We start from the raw sequence: 16645 nt of genomic DNA, 5'->3' as shown, positions 1-16645 counted from the left end.
ATGCGCATCTTCGACCCGCACATCCACATGACGTCCCGCACCACCGACGACTACGAGCGGATGGCCGCCGCCGGGGTCCGCGCGGTGGTCGAGCCGGCGTTCTGGCTGGGCCAGCCGCGCACGAGCGTGGACAGCTTTGTGGACTACTTCGACTCGCTGATCGGGTGGGAGCCGTTCCGGGCTGGCCAGTTCGGGGTCCGGCACCACGCCACTGTGGCGCTGAACCCGAAGGAGGCGAACGACCCGCGCTGCCGGCCGGTGCTCGACCTGCTGCCCCGCTACCTGGACAAGGACGGCGTGGTGGCGGTCGGCGAGATCGGCTACGACGCGATGACGCCGGCCGAGGACGCCGCGCTGGCCGGTCAGCTCGCCCTGGCGGTCGCGCACGACCTGCCGGCGCTGGTGCACACACCGCACCGGGACAAGGCGCGCGGCGTGGAGCGCACCCTCGCCGTGGTCGCCGAGTCCGGCATCGCGCCCGGCCGGGTGCTGATCGACCACCTCAACGAGGTCACAGTCGAGCTGGTCCGGGACACCGGCTGCTGGCTGGGCTTCTCCATCTACCCGGAGACGAAGATGTCGCCGCCGCGCATGGTGGAGCTGCTGAAGCGGTACGGCACCGAGCGGATGCTGGTGAACTCGGCGGCCGACTGGGGCCGCTCGGATCCGCTGCTGACCCGGGCCACCGGGGAGGCGATGCTGCTGGCCGGGTTCGACGCCGACGACGTGGACCGGGTGCTGTGGCGCAACCCGGTCGAGTTCTACGGCCAGTCCGGCCGGCTCGACCTGACCGACCTGGAGGCCGCCGCGCCCACCTTCGCCGGCAACTCGATCGCGCGTGGGGGGCAGTGATGCGGCTGCGACACACCGACGGCACCACCGTCCACCTCGGCTACTGCACGAACGTGCACCCGGCCGAGGACCTCCCCGGCATCGTCGCGCAACTCGACACGTACGCGGTGGCGGTGCGCCGGGCACTCGACGCCGACCGGCTCGGGCTCGGCCTCTGGCTGGCCGCGCCGGTGGCCGCCGCGCTCGCCGCCGACCCGTCGGCCCGCCGCCGGCTGCGGCACGAGCTGACCGTACGCGGGCTGGAGGTGGTCACGCTCAACGGTTTCCCGTACGCCGCGTTCCAGGCCCCGGTGGTCAAGGGTGCGGTGTACCACCCGGACTGGACCACGCCGCAGCGGTCGGCGTACACGCTGGACCTGGCCCGGGTGCTGGCCGACCTGCTGCCCGACGACGCCGCCCGCGGTTCGGTCTCGACGCTGCCGCTGGCCTGGCGCACCCCGTGGGACGCCGGGCGGACGGCCACCGCCCGGCGCCGGCTGGACGCGCTGGCCGACGGACTGGCCGCAGTGCAGCGGGAGACCGGCCGGGTGATCCGGGTCGGCTTCGAGCCGGAACCCGGCTGCCTGGTCGAGTCGACGGGACAAGCATGTGAGGTATTCTCAGACATGGATACCGACCGGCTCGGGATCTGCCTGGACCTCGCACACCTGGCGTGCGCCTGGGAGCAGCCGGCCGATGCCCTGGCCGGGCTGCGTGCCGCCGGTCTCCCCGTGGTCAAGGTCCAGGTGTCCGCCGCCGTCGAGGCGCCGGACCCGGCGGGCGCGAGCGCGGCGCTGCGCCGGTTCGTCGAACCGAGGTTCCTGCACCAGACCCGGGCGGCCGGGTGCGCCGGCGCCACCGACCCGGCCGACCCGGCGTACGCGGCCGACGACCTCGACGCCGCGCTCGACGCGCGGCTACCAGGGGCGTGGCGGGTGCACTACCACGTGCCGTTGCACGCCCCGCCCGAGCCGCCACTGCGCTCCACGGTGCCGGTGCTGCGTGAGGCGCTCGCCGCGTTGTTCGCCGGCCCGGTCGCCGGCTGCGACCACCTCGACGTCGAGACGTACACCTGGGGGGTGCTGCCGGAGGCGCGGCGGCCGCGCGGCGACGCGGAGCTGGCCGCCGGCATCGCCGCCGAGCTGGCGTTCGCCCGCGACGAGCTGACCGCGCTCGGGCTGGCGCCGACAGCGGTGGTCTCCTCGTGAGCCGGCGGCTGGTGGTGCTCGACGTGGTCGGGCTGACGCCGCGGCTGCTGGCGCACATGCCCCGGCTGCGCGCGGTGGCCGACGCCGGGTTCGCCGCCGAACTGGGCACCGTGCTGCCAGCGGTGACCTGCTCGGCGCAGTCCACGTTCCTCACCGGCGAGCTGCCCTCCGGGCACGGCGTGGTGGGCAACGGCTGGTACTTCCGCGACCTGGGCGAGGTGCTGCTCTGGCGGCAGCACCACGCGCTCGTGGGCGGCGAGAAGGTGTGGCAGGCGGCCCGCCGCGTCGAGCCGGGCTACCGGGTCGCCAACGTCTGCTGGTGGTACGCGATGGGCGCGGACGTGGACTGGACGGTCACGCCACGGCCGGTCTACCACGCCGACGGCCGCAAGGAGCCGGACTGCTGGACCGACCCGCCCGAGCTGCGGGACACGCTCACCGACGCGCTCGGCACGTTCCCGCTGTTCAGCTACTGGGGGCCGGGCGCCGGGCTGCCGTCCTCGGCCTGGATCAGCCGGGCGGCGCAGCGCATCCTCGCCGACCACGCCCCCGACCTGACCCTGGTCTACCTGCCGCACCTCGACTACGACCTGCAACGCTTCGGCCCGTCCGACCCGCGGGCCGCCGCCGCGGCGGCCGAACTGGACACCGTGCTCGCTCCGCTGCTGGACGCCGCGGCCGAGCAGCGAGCTACGGTGGTGGCGTTGTCCGAGTACGGCATCACCGACGTGTCCCGCCCGGTGGACGTGAACCGGATGCTGCGCGCCGAAGGGCTGTTGCGGGTCTACACCCAGGCCGGGATGGAGTACCTCGACCCGTGGACGTCACGGGCGTTCGCGGTGGCCGACCACCAGGTGGCGCACGTCTACGTCAAGGATCCGGCGGACGTGCCGGCGGTGGCGAAGCTCTGCGCGTCGCTGCCGGGCGTGGCCGAGGTGCTCGACGCCGCCGGGCAGGCCGGGTACGGGCTGGATCACCCCCGCTCGGGCGAGCTGGTGCTGGTGGCCGAGCCGGACGCCTGGTTCACGTACTACTACTGGCTCGACGACGCGCGGGCGCCCGACTTCGCCCGGCTGGTGGAGATCCACCGCAAGCCCGGCTACGACCCGGCGGAGCTGTTCTTCGACCCGGCCGCGCCGGGTGCGGCGAAGCGCCGCGCGGCGGTGGCGCTGGCCCGCAAGAAGCTCGGGCTGCGCTACCTGATGTCCGTGGTGGGGCTGGACGCGGGCGCGCGGGCGGTACGTGGTTCCCACGGGCGCCTGCCCGCCGACCCGGCGGACGGCCCGGTGCTGATCTGCTCCGACCGGGCCGCGATCCGGCCCCGGGTGGAGGCCACCGATGTGAAGGCGTTGCTGCTCGAACTCGCCGGGCTGGCCAGGGAGGCACCATGACCGTAACCGTCGCACCGACCGATCCGGCCCTGCTGCGGGGCCGCTTCGACGCCGCGCTAGCCGCGTTCCTGGACGCGAGAGAGCCGGATCGGCCGGACGACGGTACGGGGGCCGTCCATACCGCTGTGCGCTGGTTCGTCCTGGCCGGCGGTAAGCGGATGCGGCCGTTGTTCTGTTACTGGGGCTGGCGGGGGTTCGGTGGCCCGGACGGCTCGCCGATCGTGACCGCCGCCGCCTCGCTGGAGCTGTTCCACGCGTTCGCGCTGATCCACGACGACATCGTGGACCGCAGCGACCGCCGCCGGGGCGCGCCGACGCTGCACCGGTTCTTCGCAGACCTGCACACCCGCTCCGGCCGGCCGGGCGACGCCACGGCGTACGGGCGGCAGGCGGCGCTGCTCTGCGGTGACCTCTGTGCCACCTGGTCGGCGCAGATGTTCCACGGGTGCGGGCTGCCGCCCGAGCGGCTGCACCGGGGGCACGTGCTGCTGGCCCGGATGCGTTCGGAGGTGATCGCGGGGGAGTACCTGGACGTGGTCGGGGCGGCCGGGGACGGCTCGGTGGCGGGCGCACTCACCGTGGTACGGCTGAAGACGGCCCGCTACACCGTGACCCGTCCGGTGCAGATCGGCGCCGCGCTCGCCGGCGCGGCGCCGGAGGAGGTGGCGGCGCTGGCCGGGTTCGGCGATCCGCTCGGGGACGCGTTCCAGCTCCGTGACGACCTGCTCGGCGTCTTCGGCGACCCGGCGGTGACCGGCAAGTCCAACCTGGACGACCTGCGGGAGGGCAAGCCGACGGTGCTGCTGGCGCTGGCCCGGGCGTCCGCCTCCCCGGCCGGCGCGGCCCGGCTGGAGAAGCTGGTCGGCGATCGTGAACTCGATCAGGCGGGTGCCGCCGAGGTGCGGGGCATCGTCGAGGAGTCCGGCGCCCGGGATGCGGTGGAGCGGATGATCCGTACCCGGGCCGAGGCGTCGGTGCTCGCGCTGGAGGCGCTGCCGCTGGCGGAGCCGGCGCGGCGGGTGCTGGCCGGGCTCGTGGAGCGGGCGGTCGACCGCCACGAGTGACACCTACTTTTGTCGCTGAGCGCCGAAAGTGAAAGCCGATCGATCAGAAGCTATGGACACGCTGATCGAAAGGTCTTAATGTCGTGCACAGCACAACGCTGTTTCGTCGAGGTGACCGCCCCCGCACCGCCCGCCTCGGCGAGGCGCAGCATCCCCCGCTCGGCATCCGGCGCGACGCGCGCCCGGTCCTGGCTGCGCGCGTCAGGAAGGACAGCACAGCATGTCCAGCCACCACCACCCCCGTGCCCGACGACCGTTCGCCGCTGCCGCAGCGCTGCTGCTCGCGGCCACCGCCAGCGCCGTCACCGCGGCCGCGGCGCCCGTCCCGGCGTCCGCCCACCCGATCCCGGCGAGCGACTTCCAGCAGGTCGAACTCGCCCGCGGTGTCGCCGAGACCGGCGAACCGATGTCGCTCGCGGTGCTGCCGGACCGGTCGGTCCTGCACACCGCCCGCAACGGCACGCTGCGCCGCACCGACGCGGCCGGCGCCACCACTGTCATCGGCACGCTGCCGGTCTACACCCACGACGAGGAAGGGCTCCAGGGCGTCGGCGTCGACCCCGGCTTCGCCTCGAACCGGCACATCTACCTCTACTACGCGCCGCCGCTGTCCACCCCGGCCGGGGACGCGCCCGCCACCGGCACCGACTTCTCCGCCTGGCAGGGCGTCAACCGGCTCTCCCGGTTCACGCTCAACGCCGACTTCACGCTCAACCAGGCCAGCAAGGTCGACGTGCTCGACGTACCGGCCGACCGGGGGCTGTGCTGCCACGTCGGCGGCGACATCGACTTCGACGCGGCCGGCAACCTCTACCTGTCCACCGGTGACGACACCAACCCGTTCGACTCCGCCGGTTACGCGCCGATCGACGAGCGCACCAACCGCAACCCCGGGTACGACGCGCAGCGCAGCGCCGGCAACACCAACGACCTGCGGGGCAAGATCCTGCGGATCAAGGTGAACGCCAACGGCACGTACTCCATCCCGGCCGGCAACCTCTTCGCGCCCGGCACCGCGCGGACCCGCCCGGAGATCTACGCGATGGGTTTCCGCAACCCGTTCCGGATCAGCGTCGACAAGGCCACCGGCGTCGTCTACGTGGGCGACTACGGGCCGGACGCCGGCACCACCACGGCCCGCGGCCCGTCCGGGCAGGTCGAGTTCAACCGGGTCACCGGGCCCGGCAACTACGGCTGGCCGTACTGCACCGGCACCAACACGGCGGCCGAGACGTACGCCGAATGGGACTTCGCCACCGGCACCGCCGGCGCGAAGTACAACTGCACCGGCGGTCCGACGAACAACTCCTTCCGCAACACCGGCCTGGCCACGCTGCCGGCGGCGAAGCCGTCCTGGATCCGCTACGCCGGTGACGCCGGCAGCCCGCCCGAGTTCGGCGGCGGCTCCGAGTCGCCGATGGGCGGCCCGGTCTACCGGTACGACGCGGCGAACCCGTCCACCACGAAGTTCCCGCAGTCCTTCGACGGGCAGTTCTTCGCCACCGAGTTCGGCCGGGGCTGGATCAAGCCGATCCACGTCAACGCCGACGGCTCACCCGGCACCATCGACACGTTCGGCTGGACGGGCAAGCAGGTGATGGACTCCGCGTTCGGCCCGGACGGCGCCTACTACGTGCTCGACTACGGCACCGGCTACTTCAACGGCGACGCCAACTCGGCGCTGTACCGCTTCGACTACCTCGGCGGCGCCAACCGCGCCCCGGTGGCCCGCGCCGCCGCCGACCGGACCTCCGGCGCCGCGCCGCTCGCTGTGGCGTTCTCCTCGGCCGGCTCGTCCGACCCCGAGGGCGGCGCGCTCACGTACGCCTGGACGTTCGGCGACGGCGGCACCTCCACCGCGGCGAACCCCTCGCACACCTACACCGCGAACGGCAGGTACACCGCCACGCTCACCGTCCGCGACCCGCAGGGCGCCACCGGCACCGCGAGCGTGACTGTCACCGTCGGCAACACCGCGCCGACAGTGGTCATCGAGACGCCCGGCAACGGCAAGCTGTTCTCCTTCGGCGACACCGTGCCGTTCCGGATCACCGTCACCGACCCGGAGGACGCCACGATCGACTGCACGAAGGTCAAGATGACCTACGTGCTCGGCCACGACCAGCACGGCCACCAGATCACCTCGGCGACCGGCTGCACCGGCTCGATCGCCGTACCCGTCGACGGTGAGCACGACGACGCGGCGAACATCTTCGCCGTCTTCGACGCCGAGTACACCGACTCCGGCGGCCTCACCACGCACACCCAGCACACGCTCCAGCCCCGGCACCGGCAGGCCGAGCACTTCAGGACCTCGTCCGGGATCAACACGTTCGACAAGGCCACCGCCGAGGGCGGCAAGACCGTCGGCGACATCCAGAACGGCGACTGGATCGCGTTCCAGCCGTACCTGCTCGCCGACGCCACCGGGTTCACCGCGCGGGTCTCGTCCGCCGGGGCCGGCGGCACGCTGCAGGTGCGGGCCGGTTCGGCCACCGGCACCGTGCTCGGCTCGGCCACCGTCCCGGTCACCGGCGCCTGGGACACGTTCACCACAGTCACCGGCACGATCGCCAATCCGCCGGCCGGCACCACCACGCTCTACCTGACGTTCGCCGGGGGCAGCGGGGCGCTCTACGACCTGGACGCGTTCACGCTCACCACCTCGGCCGTCCGGACCGGCCCGGTCAAGGGCCTGGCCGGCAAGTGCCTGGACGTGCGCAACGCGGCGACCGCGGACGGCACCCAGATCCAGCTCTACACCTGCAACGGCACGACGGCGCAGTCGTGGACCGTGACCCCGAACGCCATGGTGAAGGCGCTCGGCAAGTGCCTGGACGTCTCCGGCGGGGCCACCGCCGACGGCACGAAGATCCAGCTGTACGCCTGCAACGGCACGGGTGCGCAGAACTGGTCGGCGCAGGCCGACGGGACGCTGCGCAACCCTCAGTCCGGCAAGTGCCTGGACGTGTCCGGCAACAACTCGGCCGACGGCACGGCGGTGCACCTGTGGACCTGCACGGGTGCCGCGAACCAGCGCTGGACCCTGCCCTGAGGATGAAGGAGAACCAGATGAAACTCCTGCGTACCGCACTGGGGGCGGTGACCGCCGTCCTGGCCACCATCGCCTGCACGGCGCCCGCGGGTCCGGCCACCGCGGCCGACGCCCCCTACGACGTGCTCGTCTTCTCCAAGACCGCCGGTTTCCGCCACGACTCCATCGCCACCGGCGTGCAGGCGGTACGGGAACTGGGCGCGGCGAACAGCTTCACCGTCACCGCGACCGAGGACGCCGCCCAGTTCACCACCGCCAACCTGGCCCGTTTCGAGGCGGTGATCTTCCTCAACACCACGGGCGACGTCCTCAACGCCAGCCAGCAGTCGGCGTTCGAGGCGTACATCGGCGCCGGCGGCGGGTACGTCGGCGTGCACTCCGCCGCCGACACCGAGTACGACTGGCCGTTCTACGGCAACCTGGTCGGCGCCTGGTTCGCCTCCCACCCGGCCATCCAGCCGGCCACCGTCAAGGTGGAGGACCGGGCGCACGCCGCGACCGCGCACCTGCCCCAGCAGTGGAACCGCACCGACGAGTGGTACGACTACCGCACCAACGCCCGCTCCACCGCGCACGTGCTCGCCAGCCTCGACGAGTCCTCGTACTCCGGGGGTTCGATGGGCGGCGACCACCCGCACGCCTGGTGCAAGACGTACAGCGGCGGCCGGTCCTTCTACACCGGCGGCGGCCACACCCAGGCGTCGTACGCCGACGCGGCGTTCCGCAACCACCTGCTCGGCGGCATCCGCTACGCGGCCGGGCGCACGAAGGCCGACTGCCGGCCGGAGACCGGCTACACCGCGCTCTACAACGGCGGCACCACCGGCTGGTCCCAGGCCGGGCCGGGCAGCTTCACCAACGCCGACGCCACGCTCACCTCGGTCGGCGGCATGGGCCTGTACTGGTACAGCGCGAAGCAGTTCACCAACTACTCGCTGAAGCTGGACTGGCGGCTGGCCGGTGACGACAACTCGGGCGTGTTCGTCGGATTCCCGCCGTCGAGCGACCCGAACTCGGCGGTCGACAACGGCTACGAGGTGCAGATCGACCCCACCGACGCAGCCGACCGGACCACCGGCGCGATCTACGGCTTCAAGTCCGCCGACCTGGCGGCCCGGGACGCGGCGCTCAACCCGGCGGGGGAGTGGAACACCTACGAGATCCTGGTCGAGTCCGAACGGCTCCAGGTCTTCCTCAACGGCGTCCGGATCAACGACTTCACCAACACCGACCCGGCCCGGTCGCTCGCCGGGCACGTCGGCATCCAGAATCACGGCACCGGCGACGACGTGTCGTTCCGCAACATCCGGATCAAGGAACTCGGCGGCACGCCGCCGCCGACCGGCAACACCACCGTCCAGGCCGAGGCGTTCGGTTCGGCGAGCGGCGTCAGCGCGTACCCCAAGGCCGGCGCCAACGGCGGCCAGACCCTGGGGTACGTGGACCCGGGCGACTGGGCCGCGTACCCGGGGCTGGACCTGACCGGTGTGACGTCGCTGCGCGCCCGGGTGGTCTCCGGCGGCCCGGGCGGCACGCTCCAGGTGCGGACCGGCTCGCCGACCGGGCCGGTGCTCGGCCAGGTGGCGGTGCCGAACACCGGCAGCTGGACCACGTTCGCCGACGTGAGCACCGCGCTCACCGGCGTGCCGTCCGGTACGCAGACCGTGCACCTGACGTTCGCCGGCAGCGGCTCCGGGCTGTTCGACGTCGACGACTTCACACTGGTCCGCGGCACCGCGAGCGGCGGCACCGGCCCGATCCGGGGCCTGGCCGGCAAGTGCCTGGACGTGCGCAACGGATCGTCGGCCGACGGCACGCAGATCCAGCTCTACACCTGCAACGGCTCGACGGCGCAGGCGTGGACGGTGACGCCGAACGGGCCGGTGAAGGCACTGGGCAAGTGCCTTGACGTGTCGGGCGGCGGCAACGCCAACGGCACGAAGATCCAGCTGTACGCGTGCAACGGCACGGGTGCGCAGAACTGGTCGGCGCAGGCGGACGGGACGGTACGCAACCCGCAGTCCGGCAAGTGCCTGGACGTGTCCGGCAACAACTCGGCCGACGGCACGGCGGTGCACCTGTGGACCTGCACGGGTGCGGCGAACCAGCGCTGGACCCTGCCCTGACGGAGGCCATAGAGTGGAGGCGGCGACCGCGAGGTGGCCGGTGACCCGGCGGGAGGCGCAACCTGTCCGGGAGCAGACGCTCCGGCGTCCACCGGTGCCCACGCGACCGCCGCCTCCGGTCGTCCTCGCCCCGGTCCGTGACGGAATCCCCCATCACCACAGGGGAGAAGGACAATGGCGCGACCCATCACGCTCTTCACCGGCCAGTGGGCCGATCTGCCGTTCGACGAGGTCTGCCGGCTCGCCGCCGAGTGGGGCTACGACGGGCTGGAGATCGCCTGCTGGGGCGACCACTTCGAGGTGGACAAGGCGCTCGCCGACGACTCGTACGTGGAGCGCAAGCGGGCCACTCTGGCCAAGCACAACCTCCAGGTGTTCGCCATCTCCAACCACCTGGTCGGCCAGGCGGTCTGCGACCACCCCATCGACGAGCGCCACCAGGACATCCTGCCGGCCCGGATCTGGGGCGACGGCGAGCCGGAGGGGGTGCGGCAGCGGGCCGCCGAGGAGATCAAGGACACCGCACGGGCGGCGGCGAAGCTCGGCGTCCGTACCGTCGTCGGCTTCACCGGTTCGTCGATCTGGCACACGGTGGCCATGTTCCCGCCGGTGCCGCCGGCCATGATCGAGCGCGGCTACCAGGACTTCGCCGACAGGTGGAACCCGATCCTGGACGTCTTCGACGAGGTGGGCGTGCGGTTCGCGCACGAGGTGCACCCCAGCGAGATCGCGTACGACTACTGGACCACCAAGCGCACGCTGGAGGCGATCGGGCACCGGGAGGCGTTCGGGCTCAACTGGGACCCGTCGCACTTCGTCTGGCAGGAGCTGGACCCGGTGAACTTCATCTTCGACTTCGCCGACCGGATCTACCACGTGGACTGCAAGGACGCGAAGGTTCGTACCGGGGACGGGCGGCGCGGCCGGCTCTCCTCCCACCTGCCGTGGGCCGACCTGCGGCGCGGCTGGGACTTCGTCTCCACCGGCCACGGCGACGTGCCGTGGGAGGACTGCTTCCGGGCGCTGAACGCGATCGGCTACGACGGCCCGATCTCGGTCGAGTGGGAGGACGCCGGCATGGACCGCCTGGTCGGCGCGCCGGAGGCACTCCAGTTCGTCCGCCGCCTGGCCTTCGACGCCCCGTCAGCCGCCTTCGACGCCGCCTTCAGCAGCCGCGACTGACCCCTCACGTTCCCCGCCCCCGCCCTCCTCGCCCCCGCGATCTTGCAGTTGCGGCCCTGCCAAAACGGGTGTAACCCACATCCCGTGGGCCGCAAGTGCAAGATCGACGGCGTGGAGGGTGGGGTGGGGCGGCGCGGGGGTGGGGGCTAGCGGGCGGCGTAGGTCTGGGTGCTTACCAGGTGGGCCGCGCCTATCAGGCCTGCGGTGTCGCCCAGGTCGGACAGGACGATCGGCATGCTGCCGGTGGCCAGCGGCGTGGAGCGCCGGTAGACCACGCCCCGGATCTCCGCGAGCAGCACCGGCCCGATCCCGGCCGGCGCACCGCCGATGATCACGATGGCCGGGTTGACGAAGCTGACCAGCCCGACCAGCACCCGCCCGAGCCGGCGGGCGGCGTCGCGCACGAGCGTCTGCGCCGCCGGGTCGCCCTCGGTGGCCGCCGCCGCCACGTCGGCCACCGACAGCGGACCGGCCGCCGCCAGCCGGTCCGCCAGCGCCGTCGAACGCCCGGCCCGCGCGGCGGTCACCGCCTCCCGCACCAGTGCGACATCCCCGCAGTACGCCTCGACGCACCCGTTGTTGCCACAGCCGCAGAGCGGCCCGTCCTCGGTGAGCTGGAAATGGCCGATGTCGCCCGCCCCGCTGGCCGCGCCCCGGTACAGCGCGCCGGCGAGCACCAGCCCGCAGCCGATCGCCTCACCCAGCTTGACGTAGAGGAAGTCGTCGAACGGGCGGCCGGTGCCCGCGTGCCGCTCGCCGAGGGCCATCGCGTTGGCGTCGTTGTCCACCTGCACCGGGCAGCCCAGTTCGGCGGCGAGCGTGTCGCGTACCGGGTAGCGGTGCCAGCCGGGCAGGGCCGGCGCGGAGACCGGCGTGCCGTCGCGGACCTCGACCGGCGCGGGCAGCGCGACGCCGACGCCGGTGAGCGACGCCAGTCCCGCCTCGACGCGCAGCTTGCCGAGCAGTTCGACGACGCGGCCGACCACCACGTCCGGGCCGAGCCGGACGTCCACCGGCTCGTCGTGGCGGGCGAGCGGGTTCAGCTCGCCGTCGGTGAGCGCGACCCGCAGCACGCCGTCGCCGACGAGCACCGCGCCGAACCGGACCTGCGCGCCGATGCGCAGCAGCGACGAGCGGCGTCCGCCCCGCGACGCGGCCGGACCGGCGGTCTCCACCAGGCCGAGCGCGGTCAGCCGGTCCACCTCGGCGGCGAACCGGGCCCGGGGCAGGCCGAGGAGATCGGCCAGTTCGACCCGGGAGCGTGGGCCGTCGTCGCGCAGCAGGCGCAGCAGCCGCGCCTGATCCGCCGTCTCCGGTCCGACCATCGGCATGTGGTCACCTCCCACCGAGAATGTGCCACATCGCCGCCCGCGCACACGGGAGCGGGCCGGTCACCCGGAGGTGACCGGCCCGCTGTCCGCTTGCGTCAGAGCGTGTTGCCGGTGCTGGACGGCTTGGTGCTCGTGCCGGTGCTGGTCGAGCCGGACGCGCTGGTCGAGCCCGTGCCGTTGGCGCTGCGGCTGCCGACCGCGGCCGGCGTGCCGGCGAACGGCTTGTCGGCGTCGGTCATGCCCGGCTTGCCGCCGTTGGTGGCGAGCTTCTCACCGAGCTTGGTCTGCCCCAGCTTGTCCTTGCCCTCCGAGTAGAGCCGGTTCGCCTGGGCCTGCGCGACCCCGGCCGCCTCCTGGACGGTCGGGTGGTCGAGCACCTTGCGCCCGCGGACCACCAGCTCCTCGTACTTCTCCCGGCCGGCACGGGCGCCCAGGACGAATCCCGCAGCCAGCCCGCCAAGAAACATGATCTTTCCGCGCATGGCGGCTCCTTCCGTACCTGACGCTCTCGCCGGTTTCCCGCCAGCTTGGCGGAACGACCGTCTCGCGCCTGCGTTCTCTGTCGACGGCTAACTACCCATCCTGCTCTCCGCTCATGCCTCCCTGTGCCGAGATGACGATTTGTCCGGAATCCTGGCGCGTCCGCCGGTCGGGTCCGGTCCCGGCAACCCCCTGGCGCACCACCCCCCGATGTCCTGTACTCTTGTCCCCGTCGCACGGAGCGGAGAGATCCGAACCGAGCGGTGCACGGTCCCCTGTAGCTCAATTGGCAGAGCAGCCGGCTGTTAACCGGCAGGTTATTGGTTCGAGTCCAATCGGGGGAGCTTCGCTCCACGTCACGCCCGTCGGTAGATCCGGCGGGCGTTCGTCGTTCCTGCCTCCCTTCGCGCGTGCCCGGCTGCCCGGTTTCCGCCCGCGAGTCCCCGTTCGCCCGGCAGGATGGTCGGCGTCGACTTAGACTCCCGCTGCGTCGATTGATGCGTCGATTCGAGGACGGTGGAGATGGCCGCAGGACGCAGCCGCTGGACCGCGACGCTGATCGCGGTGGCGGTGGTGCTCGGCTGGCTGATCGTCGGCGGCATCGCCGGCCCGTACTCCGGCAAGCTCGGCGAGGTCTCCACCAACGACAACGCCTCCTTCCTGCCGGCCGACGCCGAGGCCACCCGGGCACAGGACCTCGCCGCCGGATTCGTCGACCGGGAGACCACCCCGGCCCTCGTGGTCTACGAACGCCCCGGCGGCCTCACCCCGGCCGACCAGCAGCGCATCCAGGCCGACGCGACCCGCTTCGCCGAGGTGCCGGGCGTGGTCGGCCCGCTGCCGCCGCCGATCGTCAGCCAGGACAAGCAGGCCGCCCAGGTGATCGTGCCGATCGACAGCGCCGAGGGCGAACAGATCCGGTCCGTTGTGGAACGCCTGCGCGACATCGCCGGCCCGGACCGCGACGGGCTCACCGTCGACGTGGCCGGACCCGCCGGGCTGCTCGGCGACCTGATCGAGGTGTTCAGCGCGATCGACGGGCCGCTGCTGCTGGTCACGCTCACAGTGCTGCTCGTCATCCTGCTCGTCGTCTACCGCAGCCCGGTGCTGTGGATCTTCCCGCTGCTGGCCGCCGGGATGTCGTACTCGCTCGCCGCCGTCTTCGTCTACCTGCTCGCCGACCACGACATCGTCAAGCTCAACGGGCAGGCGCAGGGCATCCTCACCGTGCTCGTCTTCGGCGCCGGCACCGACTACGCGCTGCTGCTCATCGCCCGCTACCGGGAGGAACTGCACCGGCACGAGCGGCCCTGGGACGCGATGCGGACCGCCTGGAAGGGCGCCGCCCCGGCCATCGTCGCCTCGGGCGCCACAGTCATCGTCAGCCTGCTCTGCCTGCTGCTGTCCAGCCTCAACTCCAACCGCGCGCTCGGCCCGGTCAGCGCCGTCGGCATCGCCGCCACGCTGCTGGTGATGCTCACGTTCCTGCCCGCGCTGCTGGTCCTCGGCGGCCGCTGGGCGTTCTGGCCCCGGCGACCCCGGTACGACCAGGCCGACCCGCGCGCCGAGCACGGCATCTGGGCGCGGATCGCCGGTTTCGTGGCGCGCCGCGCGCGTACCGTCTGGGTCGTCACCGCCGTCGCGCTCGCCGCCCTCGCGATCGGGGTGACCCAGCTCGGCGCCACCACCCTCGGTCAGTCCCAGCTGTTCACCCAGCGCACCGACTCGGTGGCCGGGCAGGAGGTCATCGACAGGCACTTCCCGGCCAGCACCGGCAGCCCCGCCACCGTCTTCACCACCCAGGACACCGCGCGGCAGGTCGCCCAGGTGGCGCAGGGCGTACCGGGAGTCGCCTCGGTGCTGCCGCTCGGCGAGCGGGGCGAGAACGCGCCGCCCGACCCGGACGCGCCCCCGAAGGTGGTCGACGGGCGGGTGCAGCTCAACGTCACGCTCGCCGACGCGCCGGACAGCAACGGCGCCGAACGCACCATCCGCGAACTGCGCGAGGCGGTGCACCGGGTACCCGGCGCCGACGCCGTGGTCGGCGGGTTCACCGCGATCAACGTCGACACCGCCGACGCCTCGGTACGCGACCGCGACGTCATCATCCCGGTGGTGCTGCTCGTCATCGCGGTCATCCTGGCCCTGCTGCTGCGCGCCCTCGTCGCCCCGGTGCTGCTGATCGCCACGGTGGTGCTGTCGTTCCTGGCCACGCTGGGCCTGTGCGCGCTGCTGTTCCGGTACGTCTTCGACTTCCCCGGCGTCGACCAGTCCTTCCCGCTGTTCGCGTTCGTCTTCCTGGTCGCGCTCGGCATCGACTACAACATCTTCCTGATGAGCCGGGTCCGCGAGGAGTCGGTACGCCGCGGCACCCGCGCCGGTGTGCTCGCCGGACTGGCCGTCACCGGCGGCGTGATCACCTCCGCCGGCATCGTGCTCGCCGCCACGTTCTCCGCGCTCGCCGTCCTGCCGCTCGTGGTGCTCGTCGAGCTGGGCGTGGCGGTAGCCGTCGGCGTCCTCCTCGACACCATCGTGGTCCGCTCGCTGCTGGTGCCCGCGCTCGCGTACGACATCGGGCCGAAGGTCTGGTGGCCGGGCCGCTTGTCGCGGTCGCACCGCGAGGGCGACCGAGCCGGGGCGGGGGTGGACCGTGCCTGACACGGACGTGGTGGTCGTCGGCGGCGGCCTGGCCGGTCTCGCCGCCGCCCGGCGGCTGCACCGCGCCGGCGTGCCCTGGCGGCTGCTGGAGGCGGGCGACCGGCTCGGCGGGCGGGTCGCCACCGACCGGGTCGACGGGTTCCTGCTGGACCGGGGCTTCCAGGTGCTCAACGCCGCGTACCCGCGACTCACCGGCCTGGTCGACGTCGGCGCGCTCGGGATGGGCTGGTTCACGCCCGGCGTGCTGGTACGCCGTGGCGACCGGCTGGAACGCCTGGTCAACCCGCTGCGCGAACCGACCGGCGCGCCCGGCACGCTCACCGCCGGCATCGGATCACTGACCGACCGGTTGCGGTTCGCCGCGCTCGCCGCCGGCTACGCGACAGTGCCGGTCGGGCGGCTGCTCGGCACACCCGAGACCACCGCCGAGACGGCGCTGCGAAGGGCCGGGCTCTCCGACGCGATCATCGAGGAACTGCTCCGGCCGTTCCTGTCCGGCGTGCTGCTCGACCGCGAGCTGGCCACCTCCAGCCACGTCCTCGCGGTCATCATGCGCTCCTTCGCCCGGGGCCGGATCGGCCTGCCGGCGGACGGCATGGCGGCGCTGCCCCGGGCGCTCGCCGCGCCGCTGCCCGCCGAGCTGATCGAGCTGAACAGCCCGGTCACCGAGGTCGCGCCCGGCCGGGTCCGCACCCCGTCCGGCGAGATCACCGCCCGCGCCGTCGTGGTCGCCGTCGACCCGCCGGCGGCGGCCACGCTGCTGCCAGGGCTGCCGCGGGTACGCATGCACGCGTACACCACCTACTACCACCGCTCCGGCACGGCGCCACTGGACGAGCCGATCCTGCTGCTCGACGGCGACCGGCGCGAACTCGTCGCCAACACGGTGGTGGTGAGCCGCGCCGCGCCCACGTACGCCCCCGACGGCCAGCACCTCGTCGCCACCTCGGTGGTCGGCCCGCAGGCACCGCCCGAACCGGTGATCCGGCGCGAGCTGGACCGCCTCTACGGCCGCTCCACCGCCGACTGGACCCACCTCACCACCGTCACCGTGCCGGAGGCGCTCCCGGCCGCACCGCCACCACAGGGCCGGCTGCGCAAACCGGTGGTGCTCGGCGACGGCCTGTACGTAGCAGGCGACCACCGGGACAGCCCGTCCATCCAGGGGGCGCTCGCCAGCGGGTGGCGTACGGCCGGCGCGGTCCTCGCGCAGTTGCGGCGCGCGTGAGCGATTGGTCGACGGGTTGCGCGTTGTTATCCTCGCGTAGCCCATCGTGCTGTCGCGGCCGTTGTTTCCGCCCGGTAGGTGGTGGTCCGCG

Annotated in this window: 11 protein-coding genes and 1 tRNA gene; 10 read left to right on the top strand and 2 right to left on the bottom strand. The window is 73.0% G+C overall.

The features are described 5' to 3' along the window. The 7 genes from ACQP26_RS23225 (at window position 1) to ACQP26_RS23195 (ending at window position 10857) form a co-directional block, all read left to right on the top strand. Window positions 1-852, top strand: a complete 852-nt coding sequence (locus ACQP26_RS23225; RefSeq protein WP_269704640.1) for a TatD family hydrolase — start codon at window positions 1-3, stop codon at window positions 850-852. Then, on the top strand, window positions 852-2039 hold the full coding sequence (gene eboE / locus ACQP26_RS23220; RefSeq protein ID WP_433494000.1) for a metabolite traffic protein EboE: 1188 nt from the start codon (window positions 852-854) through the stop codon (window positions 2037-2039). Before ACQP26_RS23225 ends, eboE begins: the two co-directional genes overlap by 1 nt. Further along, window positions 2036-3430, top strand: a complete 1395-nt coding sequence (locus ACQP26_RS23215) for an alkaline phosphatase family protein (RefSeq protein WP_269704642.1) — start codon at window positions 2036-2038, stop codon at window positions 3428-3430. Before eboE ends, ACQP26_RS23215 begins: the two co-directional genes overlap by 4 nt. Continuing rightward, complete coding sequence (locus tag ACQP26_RS23210; RefSeq protein ID WP_433493999.1) at window positions 3427-4494, top strand: polyprenyl synthetase family protein; 1068 nt, start codon at window positions 3427-3429, stop codon at window positions 4492-4494. The genes ACQP26_RS23215 and ACQP26_RS23210 overlap by 4 nt, the downstream gene beginning before the upstream one ends. Before the next feature lie 220 nt (window positions 4495-4714). Then, the gene (locus tag ACQP26_RS23205) at window positions 4715-7549 is read left to right on the top strand and encodes an RICIN domain-containing protein (protein ID WP_433493998.1); all 2835 of its coding nucleotides are present in this window, start codon (window positions 4715-4717) and stop codon (window positions 7547-7549) included. Between the two features lie 17 nt (window positions 7550-7566). Further along, window positions 7567-9675, top strand: a complete 2109-nt coding sequence (locus ACQP26_RS23200; protein ID WP_433493997.1) for a ThuA domain-containing protein — start codon at window positions 7567-7569, stop codon at window positions 9673-9675. A gap of 174 nt (window positions 9676-9849) precedes the next feature. Continuing rightward, complete coding sequence (locus ACQP26_RS23195; protein WP_043329109.1) at window positions 9850-10857, top strand: sugar phosphate isomerase/epimerase family protein; 1008 nt, start codon at window positions 9850-9852, stop codon at window positions 10855-10857. Window positions 10858-11003: 146 nt separating this feature from the next. On the opposite strand, the gene ACQP26_RS23190 is transcribed toward ACQP26_RS23195, so the two are convergent. Continuing rightward, on the bottom strand, window positions 11004-12188 hold the full coding sequence (locus tag ACQP26_RS23190; RefSeq protein ID WP_433493996.1) for an ROK family transcriptional regulator: 1185 nt from the start codon (window positions 12186-12188) through the stop codon (window positions 11004-11006). 95 nt (window positions 12189-12283) lie between these two features. Continuing rightward, complete coding sequence (locus ACQP26_RS23185) at window positions 12284-12670, bottom strand: hypothetical protein (protein WP_433493995.1); 387 nt, start codon at window positions 12668-12670, stop codon at window positions 12284-12286. Window positions 12671-12939: 269 nt separating this feature from the next. Between ACQP26_RS23185 and ACQP26_RS23180 the strand changes: the two genes are divergently transcribed. The 3 genes from ACQP26_RS23180 to ACQP26_RS23170 all read left to right on the top strand — a co-directional run bounded on the left by ACQP26_RS23180 (window position 12940) and on the right by ACQP26_RS23170 (window position 16554). Continuing rightward, window positions 12940-13012: transfer RNA gene (locus ACQP26_RS23180), tRNA-Asn, on the top strand. Window positions 13013-13190: 178 nt separating this feature from the next. Further along, window positions 13191-15326: an MMPL family transporter gene (locus tag ACQP26_RS23175; RefSeq protein ID WP_433493994.1), complete on the top strand. Its 2136-nt coding sequence runs from the start codon at window positions 13191-13193 to the stop codon at window positions 15324-15326. Then, complete coding sequence (locus tag ACQP26_RS23170; RefSeq protein WP_433493993.1) at window positions 15319-16554, top strand: NAD(P)/FAD-dependent oxidoreductase; 1236 nt, start codon at window positions 15319-15321, stop codon at window positions 16552-16554. The genes ACQP26_RS23175 and ACQP26_RS23170 overlap by 8 nt, the downstream gene beginning before the upstream one ends. The last annotated feature ends 91 nt before the right edge of the window (window positions 16555-16645 follow it).

Source organism: Micromonospora sp. CA-248089 (assembly GCF_050948515.1).
Classification (GTDB): domain Bacteria; phylum Actinomycetota; class Actinomycetes; order Mycobacteriales; family Micromonosporaceae; genus Micromonospora.
The sequence above is the reverse complement of the archived record's forward strand: the minus strand, read 5'-3'. Positions and strand labels throughout refer to the sequence as shown.